We start from the raw sequence: 16179 nt of genomic DNA, 5'->3' as shown, positions 1-16179 counted from the left end.
TTAACAAGGGGAAGATTACACCCAAATAAATATCTGACCATAATAAGGAAATATTCAAAATTATATTTATCATCATTTTTAGAGAAGATAACAATTGAATCAGAGAAGTTAACGATATACACTTCAGTATCACTATAGCATCCATCAAGATGAGTACTATAATTTGTTTTTTCTATACTTTTTTTGAATTTGTTAATAGAGGTTAATCTAGAATAAATTTCATCATGAGTATTTCTCATAATACTATCTTTGAAACCTAATATATCTAAAAAAGCTACAAAACGAAAATCAGTTGTTTTCCAATTTGTTTTTATTGTATTAGTCATTAAATCTTGATTTTATTTACTTTTAAAATAGTTAATAATATTTTTTTTTACACTCAAATATACCAAAAAATCACAATCAAACCCCTTATTGTAAAACTACAATCCTACAAATTTTCTCCCACTTTTGCTCGTGTTTTCTTTTACTAATTGTCAAAAAAGAATATATAAATAACGTTGCATAACCCAAAAAGCTCCTGAGAGGAGCTTTTTTTGTGGAGTATATACTATTTTAAAAACTAAGGTTTTCACTACTTCGCATTCTACGTAAGCATAAAAAAAAGCAGTAATCATATAAAATACTGCTTATATAGCTTAAAACTAAACTTCGATAACTCCATAAGAATTAAAAGCTAACTTCGGTTCCGTTCAACAGGCTTCCATCTCATGCCCTCTGGGCAAGACGAAAGCTTAGTTATTGTGCGACGTTTTTATTCTAAACAGATGTGTTTTAACTTACCCGAGTCCTCGGTTGATTATAAACAGGTGTGTTTTACCTTATCCGAGTCCTTGGTTGATAACAAAGAAATTTATTTTTAACTATAATTAGTGAGTTTTAGACGAATTAAAACGTTTATTTTTGGCGTAATATTAATTGAGACTTTCTAAAAAATGAAAAAACTATTTTTATTGACAACATTCTTTATGGTGTCAGCACTTTTTGCTCAACAAGCGACTAATACGTTAGAAGGCGTTTTTACAACAAAAGCAAAAGATGAATTATATAATCCATTGAAATTTGATGGAAAAGGAAGAGTAACAATCGGTGAATTTGATGAGGTTGGTTACGAATTTACAGAACGCAATGATTCGGTTATAATATTTGTCGAAAAAACGGTTTTTATCTTCAAAAAAGAGAAAAATCAATTAAAAGGAATTTCAGATTGGGTGGATAAAAAAGTGTATAAATCAAATTTGAAATCTTTCGAAAATAAACCTCAATCAGATTCTAAATTAGCACAACGTGCAAATTGGATGGCAGAGAATTATGATATTAATTTTAAAAATAATGCAACCTATTTGTTTGATTTTGATGAAGAAAGTTTAACTAAAAAATTAAAAGAAAATGAAGCTGCAAATGCAAAACTGTGTAAAGAAGGTTTTGATGAAAGTTGTAAAGTAGTTTTTGCCTATAAATTTGCTGAACAATCTGGTGGTGTTTTCGAAACATTAAGTGCAACAGAAGAGTTGAAATTAAAACCAAATAAAGAGTTACAGCAATTAGCACAACGTGTGATTGATTTAGGAAATCCAGATGGATACGGATTATTTTATACGTATTACTATTTTACAGGAGAAAAGGAAAAAGCGGAAGAGTTTTTACAAAAAGGATTAGATTTAGGATCTAAGTATTGTACAGAGATTTCATTAAATTCTGCTTTAAGTGAATTTGGAGAAGGCTTACAATCGGAAGTAGAAGAATCAGAAGATTAATTCGAACAAATTATCATATAAAATAAAAGCTCAACATTAGTTGAGCTTTTTGTTATTTAGTCAATAAATATTTTGCAACAGCATGATAAGCTGGTAACGAATACGGGTCGTTCGCACTATTCGATGCAACCGGATTGGAAGCAAATCGCACAATAACCATTTCCGCTTTTGGATCAACATAAATCGCTTGACCATGAACGCCACGCGCCATAAATGCTTGATGCTCATTATTCGTTACCCACCACATATCTTTGTAGCTCCAGCCTTTTAGAAGTTTATAATTTGCCTTTTCAAAAGCTTTTTGATTTCCTCCTTTTTTGATTTCCTCAACCAATTTTTTAGGCAAAATTTGATGATTATTAAAGTAACCATTGTTTCTTATCATTTCTCCAAACATCGCTAAATCTCGAAGGTTTGCATTAAAACCACCTCCTGCAAAAGCAATTCCAGCACCATCAATCTGGTAATATCCATCAAAGTTTGTTCCCAATGGTTCCCAAAATTTTTCAGATAGAATTTGAGCCAAAGGTTTATTCAATACTTTTGTAATAATCCAACCCATCACATCAGTATTCACTGTTTTATAACCAAAAGCTTCGCCATGTTTACCATTTTTCTTGACTGTTTTTAGATAATCATAATAATTTGTAGGTCCATTATAATTAGCAGGTTTAGGAAAAGGATTTCCAGCAGCCGAAAAAGCCCACACTTCTGCATTCGGATCGCTGTAATCTTCACTATACTGTAAAGCTGTGGTCATGTCCAAAACTTGACGAATCGTAGCATCACCAAAAGCTGAGGTTTTCAATTCAGGAATATAATCACTACATTTTTTATTCTCATCTAGAATACCTTCGGCAACTAACATTCCGCCCAATGTACCCGTTAAGGTTTTACTAACCGACATCAAGGTATGAGTTCCGTTTTTGTTTAGTTCTCCAAAGTAATTCTCATAAACAATAGCGCCTTTGTGTAAAACAATAATTCCATCGGTATAATTTTTTTGCAAAGATTCTTTCCATGTCATAGTTTCTTTAGTTTCTAAAGGAGTAAAAGTCACATTATCGATAGATTGATCCAATTTAGTTGCCCAAGTATATCTGTTTTCTTGTGCCGAAGCAACATTTACAGTTGGGAAAAACTCGCGCATATGACAAACGCTGTAACGCAAAGCCGGAAAGTTAAAAAAGCTACCATCTATAGCGGACAAAATATCTTCTTTTGCAGGTGGAAACCCTTTCATCCAATTAAAATTCTTTGGATCCGATTGCTCTGCAGTCAAGAATTGTTGTCCATAATTCATTTGCGTCATCACTAAAATTAAACAAACTAATATTTTTTTCATAGTTGTACTATCTATTTGGTTGATAAATGAAGTAGAGGAGAACCTTGCTTCTCAAATTTACGAAAACCATTTTAAACTTTATTTTATTAAAAATCGGTGAATTCGAAAGAATAATAAGGTCAAATAACAAGACGAATTCACCGACAAGTTTTGAAGTATTCGATTGATTAGATCTCAACTTCTCGTTCAGAATTTGTGCAATTACTATGAACGATATAATCGATTAGTTTTCCGTTTTCAAAACACAACATTAAATCTTCTTCATAAATTGATGTATGTGTCAATTGGTTAAATTGTAATAATTTTCCTTGTGAGATTTTAATGATTCCAGAATACCAGCTCGCAAAAACTTCTTCTCTTCTCGGAAACAAATAATTCAATTCAACTTCATCCAAACCATCCAAATATCCTCTGAAATTAATCAAAAACAATTCGTCATTTCTCAATTCCCATTTCCCATAATATCCTCTCCAGCATGTTGGCGAAGGTGGAGTAAAATAAGGTGGATGATTTAATTCTCTAAAATAATGATGTAATGGTTGTTCGGCTATAATATATTGTTGGTTGTCGATTAATAAAATTTCTCCTATTTGCGCGATCATTTTTTCTTATGGTTTATTCAAATGTAAAATAGCCATTCGAATAAATGAAAAATCAATAGTGCTAATTTATCAAAATAATAAAAATTGACCGACTAAAATAAATAGTTGAAAATTATTTTGTCTTTAAATGATAAATTCGTATTTATTATTTATTTAAGAGTTATTCTTTCACCTTGTTGAGGGAAAATATAATTGATGTTATATGGATTATCTTTTAACAATTCGTCTTTAATTTTTTGCTCATAATCATCTTTTGGCTTGATATGAGTAACGATAATTGTTAAACCTTTCAACCTACTTTTTCCAACTTCTTTCGCTAATTCGCCTAATTCTTCGTTCATTAATTTTGGGGTTAAATGACCAAATAATAATTTTTCGGGTTGAGAATTCGGAAAAGAAACTTCTAACATCATTGTTTTTAATTTTCCTGATTTAATTTTAGGTGAAATTGCTTTCCAAATAGTTGATAAGTTTTGAGTTTTTTCGATACGATCAGCTCCTGTATCACCAAAATATAAGACTGCATTTGAACCATTTTCGACTAATATTGCTGAACTTTTTAAAGGGTTTACATGACTCAATTCGTAAATAGTTCCTGTGAAATTAGTACCTTCTATTGTGAAAGGTATTCCTATTTCTGCGTATTTGTAGTAATATTTATTCAAAATTGGCGATTCACCTTCATTGGCAAAATTTGCCCAAGCATCATTGGTAAAATATTTATTTTTTAAAACTGAAATTGTTTCAGAAATACCATAAATAGGCTTGTTAGAATCTTCTGGAGAATTAATAATCATCCCAGAAAGATGATCCAAATGTCCATGTGAAATAAAATATCCTTTGATATAGTTTTTCAGAATTTTATTGTTTTGTTCTTCAAAAGTACCTTTCTCTATTGCTTTATTGATTCCAGAAAGAATTGTTCCTGCATCCAATGCTAAATAGCTGTTTGTTGTTTCTTCACCAATCAAATAAGATGAAAGATTGCTTTCATTGCTACCTCCATAAACACCAAGTGGAACAATCTGAATATTTTGTGCTGATGCAATCATCGAAATTCCGAATCCAATACTTAATAGATATTTTTTCATAAAAAGAATTTTAACAAAAATACAACTGAAAAGTATTATTAAACTAAAATATCCCCATAGTTTCTAAAAACTTTAGTATTTTCACATTTCTTTAAAAATTAACGCATAAAAATTAGTTAGAATGAAATCGAAATTATCTACTAAAATATTGAAAAATTATGCGACTCAACTGATGATGAAAAAAGCAATGTATGCAGCTGCAATTGCTTTATTGGCAACGAATGTTGATGCGCAAAAGAAACCTCTTGATTTGACTGTTTTTGATGAATGGCAATCAATCGGAATGAAAGAATTATCAAATAATGGTTCGTGGGTTGCTTATCAAGTATATGCACAAGAAAGCGATAATACATTGAACTTTTTTGGTTTGAAAACAGATAAAAATCTAAGTTTTCATCGTGGTGAACAAAGTGTTTTTACAGCAGATTCTAAATTTGCCGTTTTTAAAATTCGACCTTTTTACAAAGATTTGAAATTGGTTCGAATCAAAAAGAAAAAGGAACATGAAATTGCTAAAGATTCAATCGGAATATTAAATCTTGCAACAAATCAAGTCGAGAAATTACCAAATATAAAATCATTCAAAACACCGAAAAAAGGAGGTTCTCTTTTAGCTTATTTATTAGAAAAAGAAGAAACGAAGAATGATAAAAAAGACAAGTCAGATTCTACAAAAACGAAGGATAAAGTTGCAAAATCAGCTGGAAAAGATAAGAAAGATACGCCGTTAGAATTGGTGTTGAGAAATTTGATTTCAGGTCAGAGAAAATCATTCAAAAATGTGATGAATTATGAGTTTAGCGAGAATGGTAAGCAATTAATTTTTTCGACTAAACAAGAGAAAAAAGATAGTTTAGATAAAACTAAATATGGTGTTTTCTTAGTGAATACAGCAACGTTTGTTCAAAAACAATTGGTAGATACAATTGGTGATTTTAAACAATTTGCGTTTGATGAATTAGCAAATAAAGTCGCTTTTGTTGGAACTTCTGACGAAGAGAAAAAGGAAAATAAAACATATTATTTATATTATTCTACAACAAATAATCCGCAACAAATCAGGAAATCTGAATTGTTAGGATTGAAAAAAGATTGGCAAGTTTCAGAAAATCGTCAACCAAAATTTAGCAAAGATGGAAATTCTTTGTTCATTGGTTTGATGCCGAAATTAGCAGAAAAAGACACAACTTTGATTGCTGATGATCATGCAAAAGTGGATGTTTGGAGTTACAAAGACGATTTTATTCAACCACAACAATTGAAGAATCTTGAGCGAGAGAAAAAACGTTCGTACCTATCTGTGATTGATTTATCGAATCCTGTAAAAGTGACACAATTAGCGGATTTGGATATGAATCAAGTCGAGATTTTGAACGAAGGAAATTCAAATTTTGCTTTAGGAACTTCTGATAATGCCTATCGATTAAGCTTGAATTGGGATGTAACAGGTCGTAAAGATTATTATATCATTAATACGAAAACGGGAGAGCGTGAATTATTTGCAAAAGCTTTGGCTGGAAAAGTGGAAATGTCGCCGAATGGAAAATTTGCTGTTTTTTATAATGCCGAAAATGGATTATGGTCGAGCTATAATATCGAAACAAAGGAAACAAAAGTTCTGAATAAAAAGCTGAAAGTGAAATTTTATGACGAAGAAAATGATTCACCAACTTTAGCGCAAGAATATGGAGTTGCCTATTTTACTGATAATGACGAAACGGTTTTAATCAAAGATCGATATGATATTTGGGAGTTTGATTTGGTTGGAAAACGTCGTCCAGAAAATATGACAAATGGTTTCGGTCGTAAACATAATATTACGTTTGGTATCAATCAATTAAATGATGATATTAAAACAATTAATCGAGATAATTTAGTTTATTTAGGTGCTTTTAATAATCAGAATAAACAATCAGGGGTTTATCAAACAATCATTTCGAAAGCAAAAAATCCTGAAGAAGTTGTCATGTCGAATACTTGGGGAACGCAAAAAATGAAGAAAGCGTTGAATGCCAACGAATTTATTTATACAAAAGAATCGTTCCGAAATTCGCCTGATGTTTATGTTTCAACAAATTTTAAAGATGAGAAAAAGATATCTGCAATCAATCCGCAACAAAAAGATTATTTATGGGGGAATGGTGAGTTGGTAACGTGGAAAACGTATTCAGGTAAAGATGCAACAGGAGTTGTGTATAAACCAGAGAATTTTGATCCAAATAAAAAATATCCGATGATTGTTTACTTCTACGAAAAACTTTCGGATAATTTGAATCGTTATCAAGCGCCTGCGCCAACGCCTTCTCGTATTAATCACACATATTTTGTAAGTAACGATTACATTGTGTTTACACCAGATATTTCATATACAATTGGTCATCCTGGTAAATCTGCCGAAGATTATATCAATTCTGGAGTAGAAGCGTTGAAGAAAAATACGTGGGTAAATGGAAGTAAAATCGCTATACAAGGACAAAGTTGGGGAGGTTACCAAGTTGCACATTTGATCACTGCAACCAATATGTATGCTGCTGCTTGGACGGGTGCGCCTGTTGTTAATATGACTTCTGCTTATGGTGGAATTCGTTGGGGGACGGGTATGAGTCGTCAATTTCAGTACGAACAAACGCAAAGTAGAATCGGTAAAACCTTGTGGGAAGCGCCGGAATTATATATCGAAAATTCGCCTTTGTTTAATATGCCAAAAGTTACGACGCCAGTTGTAATCATGCATAACGACGAAGACGGTGCTGTTCCTTGGTATCAAGGAATTGAAATGTTTATGGCATTGCGTCGTTTACAAAAACCAGTTTGGATGTTAAATTATAACGGAGATGATCATAACTTGATAAAACGTGCGAATAAAAATGATATTCAACAACGTCAAGTTCAATTTTTTGATCATTATCTGAAAGATAAACCTGCTCCGAAATGGATGACAGAAGGTGTTTCTGCAATTAATAAAGGTATTGATTGGGGATTTGATCTAGAGAAATAATTATAGTAAATATTTAAAAGCGACCAATTTGGTCGCTTTTTTTGTCAAAAGAATTTCTTACAACACAATTATATTGTTAAATTTACATTTCATGTATAATTAACTTCTTGAAAAAGTTTTAATTTAGAGGGATAATTGCACTGAATATGAATACTAATAATCGACAAATTGTTTATATCCATGGACTAAATAGTTCGGCAAATTCAACCAAATTCAAAACTATTCTAAAAAATTATCCTTCAGCTATTTGTATTGAATGGAAAACGGAGGACAATATTGCAACTATTTTATTTGAAGCTTACGAACATTTAAAAGGTTTGGTAAATGATTTGGCAATTATAGGAAGTTCTACTGGAGGGAATTTTGGTTGGCAATTGCAACAAAAATTAAAGGAAAATGGAAAATCGAGTGAATTAATTTTGTTAAATCCTTTGGTTGATGTGTCGATGAAAGTCGAAAATAATTTTCCAGAAAATCTTTCGCAATATTTAGTGGATATGAATCGTTTCGAAAATACAACGGTTTTTCTTTCTGTACATGACGAAGTTTTGGATTTTGAAAAACTAAAAACTTTCTTTGAAATTCAACAAAATATCTTTCCACAACAAATCGAAATCATAGAAATTGATGACAATCATCGAATACGTAACTTCGAGTCATTGTTAACGTTAATTTAATTTACGCATTACAATTATTTAATTTTATTAACTGCATTTTTGCACACGAATCAAGAAATAAATAAATAAACATGAGGCAATTTTTAATATTAATACTTATTGTATTTTCAATCAGTTCGTATGCGCAAGTAAAAGATTCTACAGAATCTAAAAAGAAAACTGTACAGGATTTTAAGAATATGATGTCGCCTTATTACAGCTATGGTAACGGATTGGGAATTACTTCTCCAGATAGTCTTTATCAGGTCAATATTAGATTTCGTATGCAAAATCGCATTAGTTATAATCATAATGATGGAGAAGAAGATAATATTGATGGACAAATTCGTCGTTTAAGATTGCGTTTTGATGGATATATCGGAGATCCAAAATTTGGTTATTCGATGCAATTATCTTTTGCAGCAGGTGATGTAGGAAAAGCAGAAGAGGGTAAGAATACAAATATTATTCGTGATGCGATGATTTTCTATTACCCAAATAAACATTGGAGTTTAGGATTTGGTCAAACAAAACTTCCAGGAAATAGACAACGTGTTAATTCTTCTGGAGCATTACAATTAACGGATCGATCTATCAATAATGCAGATTTTAATATCGATCGCGATTTTGGATTTCAAGTCTTATACAATAAAAGAAATCAAGAAAAATTCTCTTATATTTTGAGAGGAGCTATTTCTACTGGTGAAGGGCGAAATTGGACAAGTTTTAAGGATACTGGTTTAGCTTATACAGGAAAAGTTGAGTTGTTTCCACTTGGAGAATTTACAAAAGGTGGAAGTAATTATGAAGGTGATTTAGTTCACGAACAAACACCAAAATTGATGATTTCGGGAGCTTATAGTTACAATGATAGAGCACATAGAACAGCAGGAATGTTAGGAGATGATATTGTAGGTGGAGGAACAGCTAATATAAAATCATTGTTTTTGGATGTGATGTTAAAATATCGTGGATGGAATTTGATGTATTCTTATATGAATCGTAATTCTGATAATGTGTTATTTTATAACCCTACAGATATTTCTGATTTTAATTATATCTATAATGGAGAAGGAATGGATTTTCAAGGTTCATACACATTCCCGAAACACTGGGAGGTGATAGGACGTTATTCAACTCAAACAGTAGATAAAGAAATTTTTGAGTTTACACCGAATACAAATCAATACACATTAGGTTTGACAAAATATATTTGGGAACATGCTTTCAAATTACAAGCAGAATTTACGTATGAACAACAAAAATTCTATAATTTAGAAAAGAAAAACAACTGGTACGCGCGTTTTCAGATAGAAATTGGGATTTAAGATATCTTATTGTAAATTAAATATTTTAGAATAAAATAAAGGTTTGATATTTGATAATATTTAATAAATTTGCAGTCAAATATCAACCTATGCAATCCAATAAAAAAAGAAAAAGTTTAAACCGAAATGTAGAGTTCGGAACTAAAAAAGTGCAATTTAAAGATGTAATTATTGTCGCAATATTAATCTTCGTAATTGTTTTAGCAATTTTGAAATTTATAAATTAATTATAAAACAAAAAACCACTTCAATTGAAGTGGTTTTTTGTTTTATTTCTTTTTGATGGAAACTAATTTTGAATCTTCTTTGCAAATTTCTAATACAAAATCATAATCCTTTGTATTGTCTTTGCTTTTATAGTTTGCCAAATATTCTCTACAAGGAACTTGATCTTTTTTCGAGTGATCAAAATCAACTTTACTTCTTTTGAATAATTCTTTTTTCAAGAATGTCGAATCTAAATTTTCTGCTTTTAAAAATGCTTGAGCTTCTGGTGAAATAGCTAATCTTTTTGAAAAAGCTTCATCCAAAACTCTTGCATTTGGAAAGTAATTACATGAGAAAGCACGAGGTCCAAACGCCATAGCGACGAAAACTAACCCAATTCCAACTCCCATCAAATACTTCATAAATCTTTGCGTAAACGTCATATGATCAATAAATTAATGTCGTGAAATGGTAAATCAAACCAATCACATAAGTTCTTTTTTACAATTCTTCCTTTGTACAAATATACGCCATTTCTTATAGTTTTATCCGATTGTACTACATTCGAAAAACCAGATTCTTCAGAAATTTGGAATAAATACGACAAGAAATAATTGCTCAATGCTTTGGTAGAGGTGCGTGCGACGCGAGAAGTGATGTTAGAAACTGCATAATGAATTATATCATTCTTAATAATGATCGGATGATCGTGAGTTGTTAATTCAGATGTTTCGAAACATCCACCTTGATCAATGCTCACATCAATAATTACAGCGCCAGCTTTCATATTTTGTACCATCATCTCAGTTACAACACAAGGTGTACGCGTTTCTCCGCGAAGTGCACCGATTGCTAAATCGCAACGTCGCAAAGCTTTTCCTAATTCTTTTGGATCTAATGTAGAAGTAGAAACTCGTTGTCCTATATTTTGTTGTAATCGTCTTAATCTCGTTAATGAATTATCAAAAACACGAACCGAAGCACCTAAACCTAAAGCTGTTCTTGTCGCATTTTCTGCAACCGTTCCAGCTCCAAGAATCACAACTTCTGTTGGTCGAACACCTGTTACGCCACCCATCAAAATTCCGTTTCCTCCGTTTGTAGAAGACATCAATTCACTTGCGACCAAAATTGCTGTTGTTCCAGCAATTTCACTTAATAAACGAACAACTGGTAAATGATTTTGTTCATCACGAATAAATTCAAATCCAACCGCATTCACACGTTTTGTAATTAATTTCTGAAAATATTCGCGTCTTAAAGTATTTGTAGGGACAGATGAAATAATCAAAGCATTTGGTTTTACCCAATCAATTTCATCTAAAGTAAGTGGACCAACTTTTAGAATAATAGGTTTCTCGAAAACAGCTTGCGTATTGTAAGAAATTTGCGCACCAGCTTCCGAATATTCTTTATCTGAATAATTTGCACTTTCTCCTGCTCCGGTTTCTATCGTAACTTGATGTCCATTATTGACTAAAATTTCGACTGCATCAGGAGAAAGACAAATTCTTTTTTCTTGATTATTTGTTTCTTTTGGAATTCCAATATCAAAGCGTTCTTTCTTATGAGGAATCTCTAAACGCTCGGGTTGAGGAATAAGATCTTCCTGAGAAAAAGGCGTGAAAATATTTTTTCCGTCCATATACTATTAACTAAAATTTAAATGACGAACGCCATCTACATTTTTCAATGTAATTGTGTGGTGCTCATCTGGTATAAAGTTAGCAATTTTATTTGGCCATTCCATTAAACAATATTGATTAGAATATAAATATTCTTCAATCCCAAAATCTAAGGCTTCATCTTCATGATTTAGACGATAAAAATCGAAATGATAAACTTTTCCTTTATCTGTTTCATATTCATTTACAATCGAAAAAGTTGGGCTCGAAACTTCATCATTTGTTCCCAAAGCTTTTACAAACTCTTTGATAAAAGTTGTTTTTCCAGCTCCCATTTCTCCTTCGAAAGTGATTAATTTATGCTGAAGTTGATCGATTATTTTTTGAACAACTTCAGGTAATTCGTCTAAATTATTGATGATAAATTCCATTTAATTTTTTGGTGTTAAAACAACCATTGGGATAATTATTTCCTCCAACGAAATTCCACCGTGTTGGTAAGTGTTTTTGTAATAATTAACGAAATGATTGTAATTTTTTGGATACGTTAAAAATAAATTTTCTTTTGCAAAGATATACTTTGACGTAACATTAACCTTAGGTAAAAGGAATTTTTCTGGTTGCTCAACCGCCAAAACATCTTTCGGATCGTATTGCAATTGTTTCCCTAATTTATAACGCAAATTTGTACTAGCTTCTTTGTCGCCAATCACCTTCGTAGGCTCTTTTACGTAAATTGTTCCATGATCGGTTGTTACAATAATTTTCATTTTTTCTTGCGCCGCTTTTTTCACAATTTCCATTAAATATGAATTCTCAAACCAATGTTTTGTGATCGAACGATACGTTTTATCATCACGAATAATTTCTCCAACAATTTTGTTGTCTGTTTTCGCATGCGAAAGAATATCGATAAAGTTGTAGACAATTACATTTAGATTATTCTTTTTGTAATTATTAAAATCATCTGCAATTTTTTTCTCGAAATCAGAATTTAAAATTTTAAAATAATTATACGATAAATCGCCAAAACCAAGACGTTTTAATTGTTCTCCTAACAATTCTTTTTCGTACATATTTTTATTTCCTTCATCGGTATCATTCAACCAATATTCAGGATATTTTTTCTCAATTTCCAACGGCATTAAACCCGAAAAGAACGCATTTCTAGCATATTGCGTTGCCGAAGGTAAAATACTATAATATAAATTTTCGGCTTCTGAATTATAATAACGATTGAAAATTGGCTCAATAACTTTCCATTGATCGTAGCGTAAATTATCCACCATAATCAATAAAACATTTTTATCTTTTCCAAGATGAGGTCGAACCAATTGATTGAAAATTGTATGTGATAAAACGGGACGATCTTCGTCGTCGTGCAACCAATCTTCGTAATTACGTTCTATAAATTTGAAGAAAGCTGCATTTGCTTCACTTTTCTGATTTTCGATGATTTGAGAAAGTGCTGTATCTTCGATATTTTCAAGTTCAAGTTCCCAAAAAACTAATTTTTTATAAATCTCTTGCCAATCTTCAAAATCGCGTGCATTCATCATATCCATTGTGATATTTCTGAATTCCTGTTGATAATTAATCACTGTTTTTTCAGAAATAATTTTCGATGCGTCCAAAATCTTTTTCAAACTCAATAAAATCTGATTTGGATTAACCGGTTTAATTAAATAATCTGCTATATGTGAGCCAATTGCATCTTCCATGATATGTTCTTCCTCACTTTTTGTGACCATAATAACAGGAAGATTTGGACGCAATCCTTTAATTTTTGGTAAAGCTTCCAATCCGCTCAAACCGGGCATATTTTCGTCGATTAAAACCGCTGCAAAGCTCTCTTTTTCTATTTCTTCTAATGCATCAGTCGCATTATTTATCATTGTTGTATCGTATCCTTTCTTCTCTAAAAAAAGCTGGTGTGGTTTCAATAAATCGATTTCATCATCAATCCATAAAATTTTTATAGCCATTTGTTATATTTTTATTTTTTATATTGATTTCTACTTTTAGAATTATTCCAAATATAGCGATTACGGAAATGTTAAAATCAAAATTGTATGTTAAACAAAATTGTAGTTTTCCCAAAATTTGCGATGATTATTTAGCATAAATAATTCCAAAAATGATTTTTATCTAAAATATTTTATAAAAACCATTCTTAATCAAAAAAGTAACGTTCTGAATGAGTAAAAATTCTTATCTTTGCCGACAAAACAGTACGTTTGAATCCATTAAACAATAATAAGTTGAAGATAGTAAATGATCCAGTTCATGGATTTATTACGATTCCAAACGAGCTTATTTATCAGATTATTCAACATCCATATTTTCAGCGACTTCGTAGAATTACGCAAACTGGATTAACAGAAATGGTTTATCCAGGAGCGAGACATTCTCGTTTTCATCACGCTTTAGGTTGTATGCATTTGATGCAAAAAGCCTTAAATATTCTCAAAAGAAAAAACGTCGACATTACTCCAGAAGAAGAAAATGGAGCTTTAATCGCGATTTTATTGCATGATTTGGGACACGGACCTTTTTCTCATTCTCTTGAACATTCTATAATTAATGGTTCGCATCACGAAGAAGTTTCGCTTCGTTTGATGGAAGAATTGAATCAAATTTTTGATAATCGATTAGCTCTAGCTATTCAAATTTTTAAAGGAAATTATCCGAAAAAGTTCTTGTCACAATTAGTTTCGAGTCAGTTGGATTGCGATCGCATGGATTATTTGAAGCGCGATAGTTTTTACACAGGAGTGGTAGAAGGAAATATCAATCCGGAACGAATTATCTCAATGATGAATGTCTCGAATGATGAGTTGGTGATAGAAGCAAAGGGAATTTCGTCGGTCGAGAAATTTTTGATGGCGCGTATGTTTATGTACATGCAAGTGTATATGCATAAGAAATCGTTTACAGCAGAGAATTTTTTGATTAGCGTTTTGAGAAGAGCGAAAGAATTGACAAAAACGGGAGAAAATCTTTTTGCAACGTTTGCTTTTAAATACTTTTTAAAAGAAAATGAAGTTGGAAGTTTATCGAAAGAAGGTTTAGAAATTTTCACACGTTTGGACGACTCGGATGTTTTATCAGCGATAAAAGAATGGCAGTTTCATGATGATTTAATTTTGAGTAAATTATCAAAAAATATCATTCAGCGTACATTACCAAAATCATATTTGATGGATACAAAATTATCCGAAGAAGAAATTTTGGTTGAAAAAAATAGAGTAGAAAATGCTTTAGGAATTGATGATGCAAGTTATTTTGTGGAACAAACAACGATAAAAATTGTTCCGTACGAAAAATCAAAAAGTCCAATAAAGGTTTTATATAAAAATGGTGAGGTAAAAGAAATTTCGAGTTCAGAAAAAAGTTTGTTAACGCAATTTTTGCAACAAGAAATTACAAAATATCATTACCATAGCGTTTAAATATCGATTTGAAGAATTTGACAAAAAAGTTAAATAACTTAAATAATCATTTTATAAATTTAAGAATAATTATTAGTTTTGCAGACTATGAAATTTAAAGCTGCAGAGATTGCGCAATTATTGCAAGGAACCGTAACAGGTGATGCAAATGTAGAGGTTTCCACATTATCGAAGATAGAGGAAGGAAAAGAAGGTTCGATTTCGTTTTTGGCTAATCCGAAATACGAGCATTTTATCTATACAACAAACGCTTCTATTGTGATTGTGAGTAAGGATTTTGTGGCAACAGATTCTATTTCGTCTACATTGATTGTGGTTGAAGATGCATATCAAGCCTTTACAAAGCTGTTGCAGTATTACAATACGATAAAAAATAATAAAGTTGGAATAGAAGAATATACGAAAGTAAATTCTACTGCGCAACTAGGAGATAATGTATATGTTGGAAGTTTTTCTTATATTGGAGCTAATGTTTCGATTGGGAATAATGTAAAAATATATCCAAATGTAACGATTGGCGATCATGCTAAGATTGGTGATAATACCGTTTTACATTCAGGCGTACAAGTGTATGAAGAGTGTGAAATTGGTCAAAATTGTATCATTCATTCTAATGTTGTGATTGGTGCTGATGGTTTCGGTTTTGCGCCAAATCCAGATGGTTCTTTCGAAAAAATTCCTCAAATAGGAAATGTTTTGATTGAAGATAATGTCGAAATTGGAGCAGGATCAACAATAGATAGAGCAACAATGGGATCTACAATTATTCGTACAGGAGTAAAATTAGATAACCAAATTCAAATTGCTCACAACGTTCAAATTGGAGAGAATACTGTTATTGCTTCGCAAAGTGGAGTAGCAGGATCTACAAAAATTGGACGTAATTGTATGATTGGAGGTCAAGTTGGTATCGCAGGTCATTTGACAATCGGAGATTTTGTACAAGTACAAGCTCAGAGTGGTATTAATGGTGATGTAGAAAGTAAAACGCAATTGTATGGTTCGCCAGCAATCGAAGCGTCAAGCTTTAGAAAATCGTATGTACATTTTAGAAAGTTTCCAGAAATTGTGAAACGAATCGATAAATTAGAAAAAGAGAACAAACAAAAGTAAAAGTT

The 16179-nt window shown here is 31.4% G+C and carries 14 protein-coding genes; 6 read left to right on the top strand and 8 right to left on the bottom strand.

Features of this window, described 5'->3' with window-relative positions:
* On the bottom strand, positions 1-326 hold a 326-nt coding region (locus B3792_RS00710; protein ID WP_291048101.1), incomplete at its 3' end, for a hypothetical protein.
* Between the two features lie 609 nt (positions 327-935).
* Between B3792_RS00710 and B3792_RS00705 the strand changes: the two genes are divergently transcribed.
* A complete protein-coding gene (locus B3792_RS00705; protein ID WP_286496213.1) occupies positions 936-1757 on the top strand; it encodes a hypothetical protein in 822 nt (273 codons plus the stop codon).
* 52 nt (positions 1758-1809) lie between these two features.
* Here B3792_RS00705 and B3792_RS00700 read toward each other — a convergent pair whose 3' ends face one another.
* The 3 genes from B3792_RS00700 to B3792_RS00690 form a co-directional block, all read right to left on the bottom strand.
* Positions 1810-3102: a serine hydrolase domain-containing protein gene (locus B3792_RS00700; protein ID WP_291068584.1), complete on the bottom strand. Its 1293-nt coding sequence runs from the start codon at positions 3100-3102 to the stop codon at positions 1810-1812.
* Between the two features lie 167 nt (positions 3103-3269).
* A complete protein-coding gene (locus tag B3792_RS00695; RefSeq protein ID WP_219035348.1) occupies positions 3270-3704 on the bottom strand; it encodes a hypothetical protein in 435 nt (144 codons plus the stop codon).
* 149 nt (positions 3705-3853) lie between these two features.
* Positions 3854-4795 (bottom strand): MBL fold metallo-hydrolase, encoded by a 942-nt coding sequence (locus B3792_RS00690; RefSeq protein WP_219035347.1) that lies wholly within the window; start codon positions 4793-4795, stop codon positions 3854-3856.
* 121 nt (positions 4796-4916) lie between these two features.
* On the opposite strand from B3792_RS00690, the gene B3792_RS00685 reads away from it, so the two are divergent.
* The 3 genes from B3792_RS00685 to B3792_RS00675 all read left to right on the top strand — a co-directional run bounded on the left by B3792_RS00685 (position 4917) and on the right by B3792_RS00675 (position 9777).
* Positions 4917-7793 carry an alpha/beta hydrolase family protein gene (locus B3792_RS00685; protein WP_291068582.1) on the top strand — a complete coding sequence of 959 codons (2877 nt, stop codon included), beginning with the start codon at positions 4917-4919 and terminating at the stop codon, positions 7791-7793.
* A gap of 146 nt (positions 7794-7939) precedes the next feature.
* Positions 7940-8470 carry a YqiA/YcfP family alpha/beta fold hydrolase gene (locus B3792_RS00680; RefSeq protein WP_219035345.1) on the top strand — a complete coding sequence of 177 codons (531 nt, stop codon included), beginning with the start codon at positions 7940-7942 and terminating at the stop codon, positions 8468-8470.
* Positions 8471-8541: 71 nt separating this feature from the next.
* The gene (locus tag B3792_RS00675) at positions 8542-9777 is read left to right on the top strand and encodes a porin (protein WP_286496216.1); all 1236 of its coding nucleotides are present in this window, start codon (positions 8542-8544) and stop codon (positions 9775-9777) included.
* Between the two features lie 269 nt (positions 9778-10046).
* Here B3792_RS00675 and B3792_RS00670 read toward each other — a convergent pair whose 3' ends face one another.
* The 4 genes from B3792_RS00670 to B3792_RS00655 are packed head-to-tail and all read right to left on the bottom strand — an operon-like array spanning position 10047 to position 13594.
* Entirely contained in the window at positions 10047-10406 is a 360-nt protein-coding gene (locus B3792_RS00670; RefSeq protein ID WP_147280013.1) for a hypothetical protein, read from the bottom strand.
* A gap of 17 nt (positions 10407-10423) precedes the next feature.
* Positions 10424-11629 (bottom strand): alanine dehydrogenase, encoded by a 1206-nt coding sequence (locus tag B3792_RS00665; protein ID WP_221856537.1) that lies wholly within the window; start codon positions 11627-11629, stop codon positions 10424-10426.
* Between the two features lie 6 nt (positions 11630-11635).
* Positions 11636-12040: a tRNA (adenosine(37)-N6)-threonylcarbamoyltransferase complex ATPase subunit type 1 TsaE gene (gene tsaE / locus B3792_RS00660; RefSeq protein ID WP_291048086.1), complete on the bottom strand. Its 405-nt coding sequence runs from the start codon at positions 12038-12040 to the stop codon at positions 11636-11638.
* Positions 12041-13594, bottom strand: coding sequence for a bifunctional response regulator/alkaline phosphatase family protein (locus B3792_RS00655; protein ID WP_291068580.1), 1554 nt, complete (start codon positions 13592-13594; stop codon positions 12041-12043). It lies immediately after the preceding gene.
* Positions 13595-13870: 276 nt separating this feature from the next.
* Between B3792_RS00655 and B3792_RS00650 the strand changes: the two genes are divergently transcribed.
* Both B3792_RS00650 and lpxD read left to right on the top strand, forming a co-directional pair.
* A complete protein-coding gene (locus B3792_RS00650) occupies positions 13871-15061 on the top strand; it encodes an HD domain-containing protein (protein WP_286496217.1) in 1191 nt (396 codons plus the stop codon).
* An 87-nt stretch (positions 15062-15148) separates the two neighbouring features.
* A complete protein-coding gene (lpxD, locus tag B3792_RS00645; RefSeq protein WP_291068578.1) occupies positions 15149-16174 on the top strand; it encodes a UDP-3-O-(3-hydroxymyristoyl)glucosamine N-acyltransferase in 1026 nt (341 codons plus the stop codon).
* The last annotated feature ends 5 nt before the right edge of the window (positions 16175-16179 follow it).

Source organism: Empedobacter sp. UBA5924 (assembly GCF_002431085.1).
GTDB classification, from domain to species: domain Bacteria; phylum Bacteroidota; class Bacteroidia; order Flavobacteriales; family Weeksellaceae; genus Empedobacter; species Empedobacter falsenii_B.
The sequence above is the reverse complement of the archived record's forward strand: the minus strand, read 5'-3'. Positions and strand labels throughout refer to the sequence as shown.

Coding starts and splice junctions, on each gene's coding strand:
- B3792_RS00705 (WP_286496213.1), top strand. CDS start 936: ATGAAAAAACTATTTTTATTGACAACATTCTTTATGGTGTCAGCACTT.
- B3792_RS00700 (WP_291068584.1), bottom strand. CDS start 3,102: ATGAAAAAAATATTAGTTTGTTTAATTTTAGTGATGACGCAAATGAAT.
- B3792_RS00695 (WP_219035348.1), bottom strand. CDS start 3,704: ATGATCGCGCAAATAGGAGAAATTTTATTAATCGACAACCAACAATAT.
- B3792_RS00690 (WP_219035347.1), bottom strand. CDS start 4,795: ATGAAAAAATATCTATTAAGTATTGGATTCGGAATTTCGATGATTGCA.
- B3792_RS00685 (WP_291068582.1), top strand. CDS start 4,917: ATGAAATCGAAATTATCTACTAAAATATTGAAAAATTATGCGACTCAA.
- B3792_RS00680 (WP_219035345.1), top strand. CDS start 7,940: ATGAATACTAATAATCGACAAATTGTTTATATCCATGGACTAAATAGT.
- B3792_RS00675 (WP_286496216.1), top strand. CDS start 8,542: ATGAGGCAATTTTTAATATTAATACTTATTGTATTTTCAATCAGTTCG.
- B3792_RS00670 (WP_147280013.1), bottom strand. CDS start 10,406: ATGAAGTATTTGATGGGAGTTGGAATTGGGTTAGTTTTCGTCGCTATG.
- B3792_RS00665 (WP_221856537.1), bottom strand. CDS start 11,629: ATGGACGGAAAAAATATTTTCACGCCTTTTTCTCAGGAAGATCTTATT.
- tsaE (WP_291048086.1), bottom strand. CDS start 12,040: ATGGAATTTATCATCAATAATTTAGACGAATTACCTGAAGTTGTTCAA.
- B3792_RS00655 (WP_291068580.1), bottom strand. CDS start 13,594: ATGGCTATAAAAATTTTATGGATTGATGATGAAATCGATTTATTGAAA.
- lpxD (WP_291068578.1), top strand. CDS start 15,149: ATGAAATTTAAAGCTGCAGAGATTGCGCAATTATTGCAAGGAACCGTA.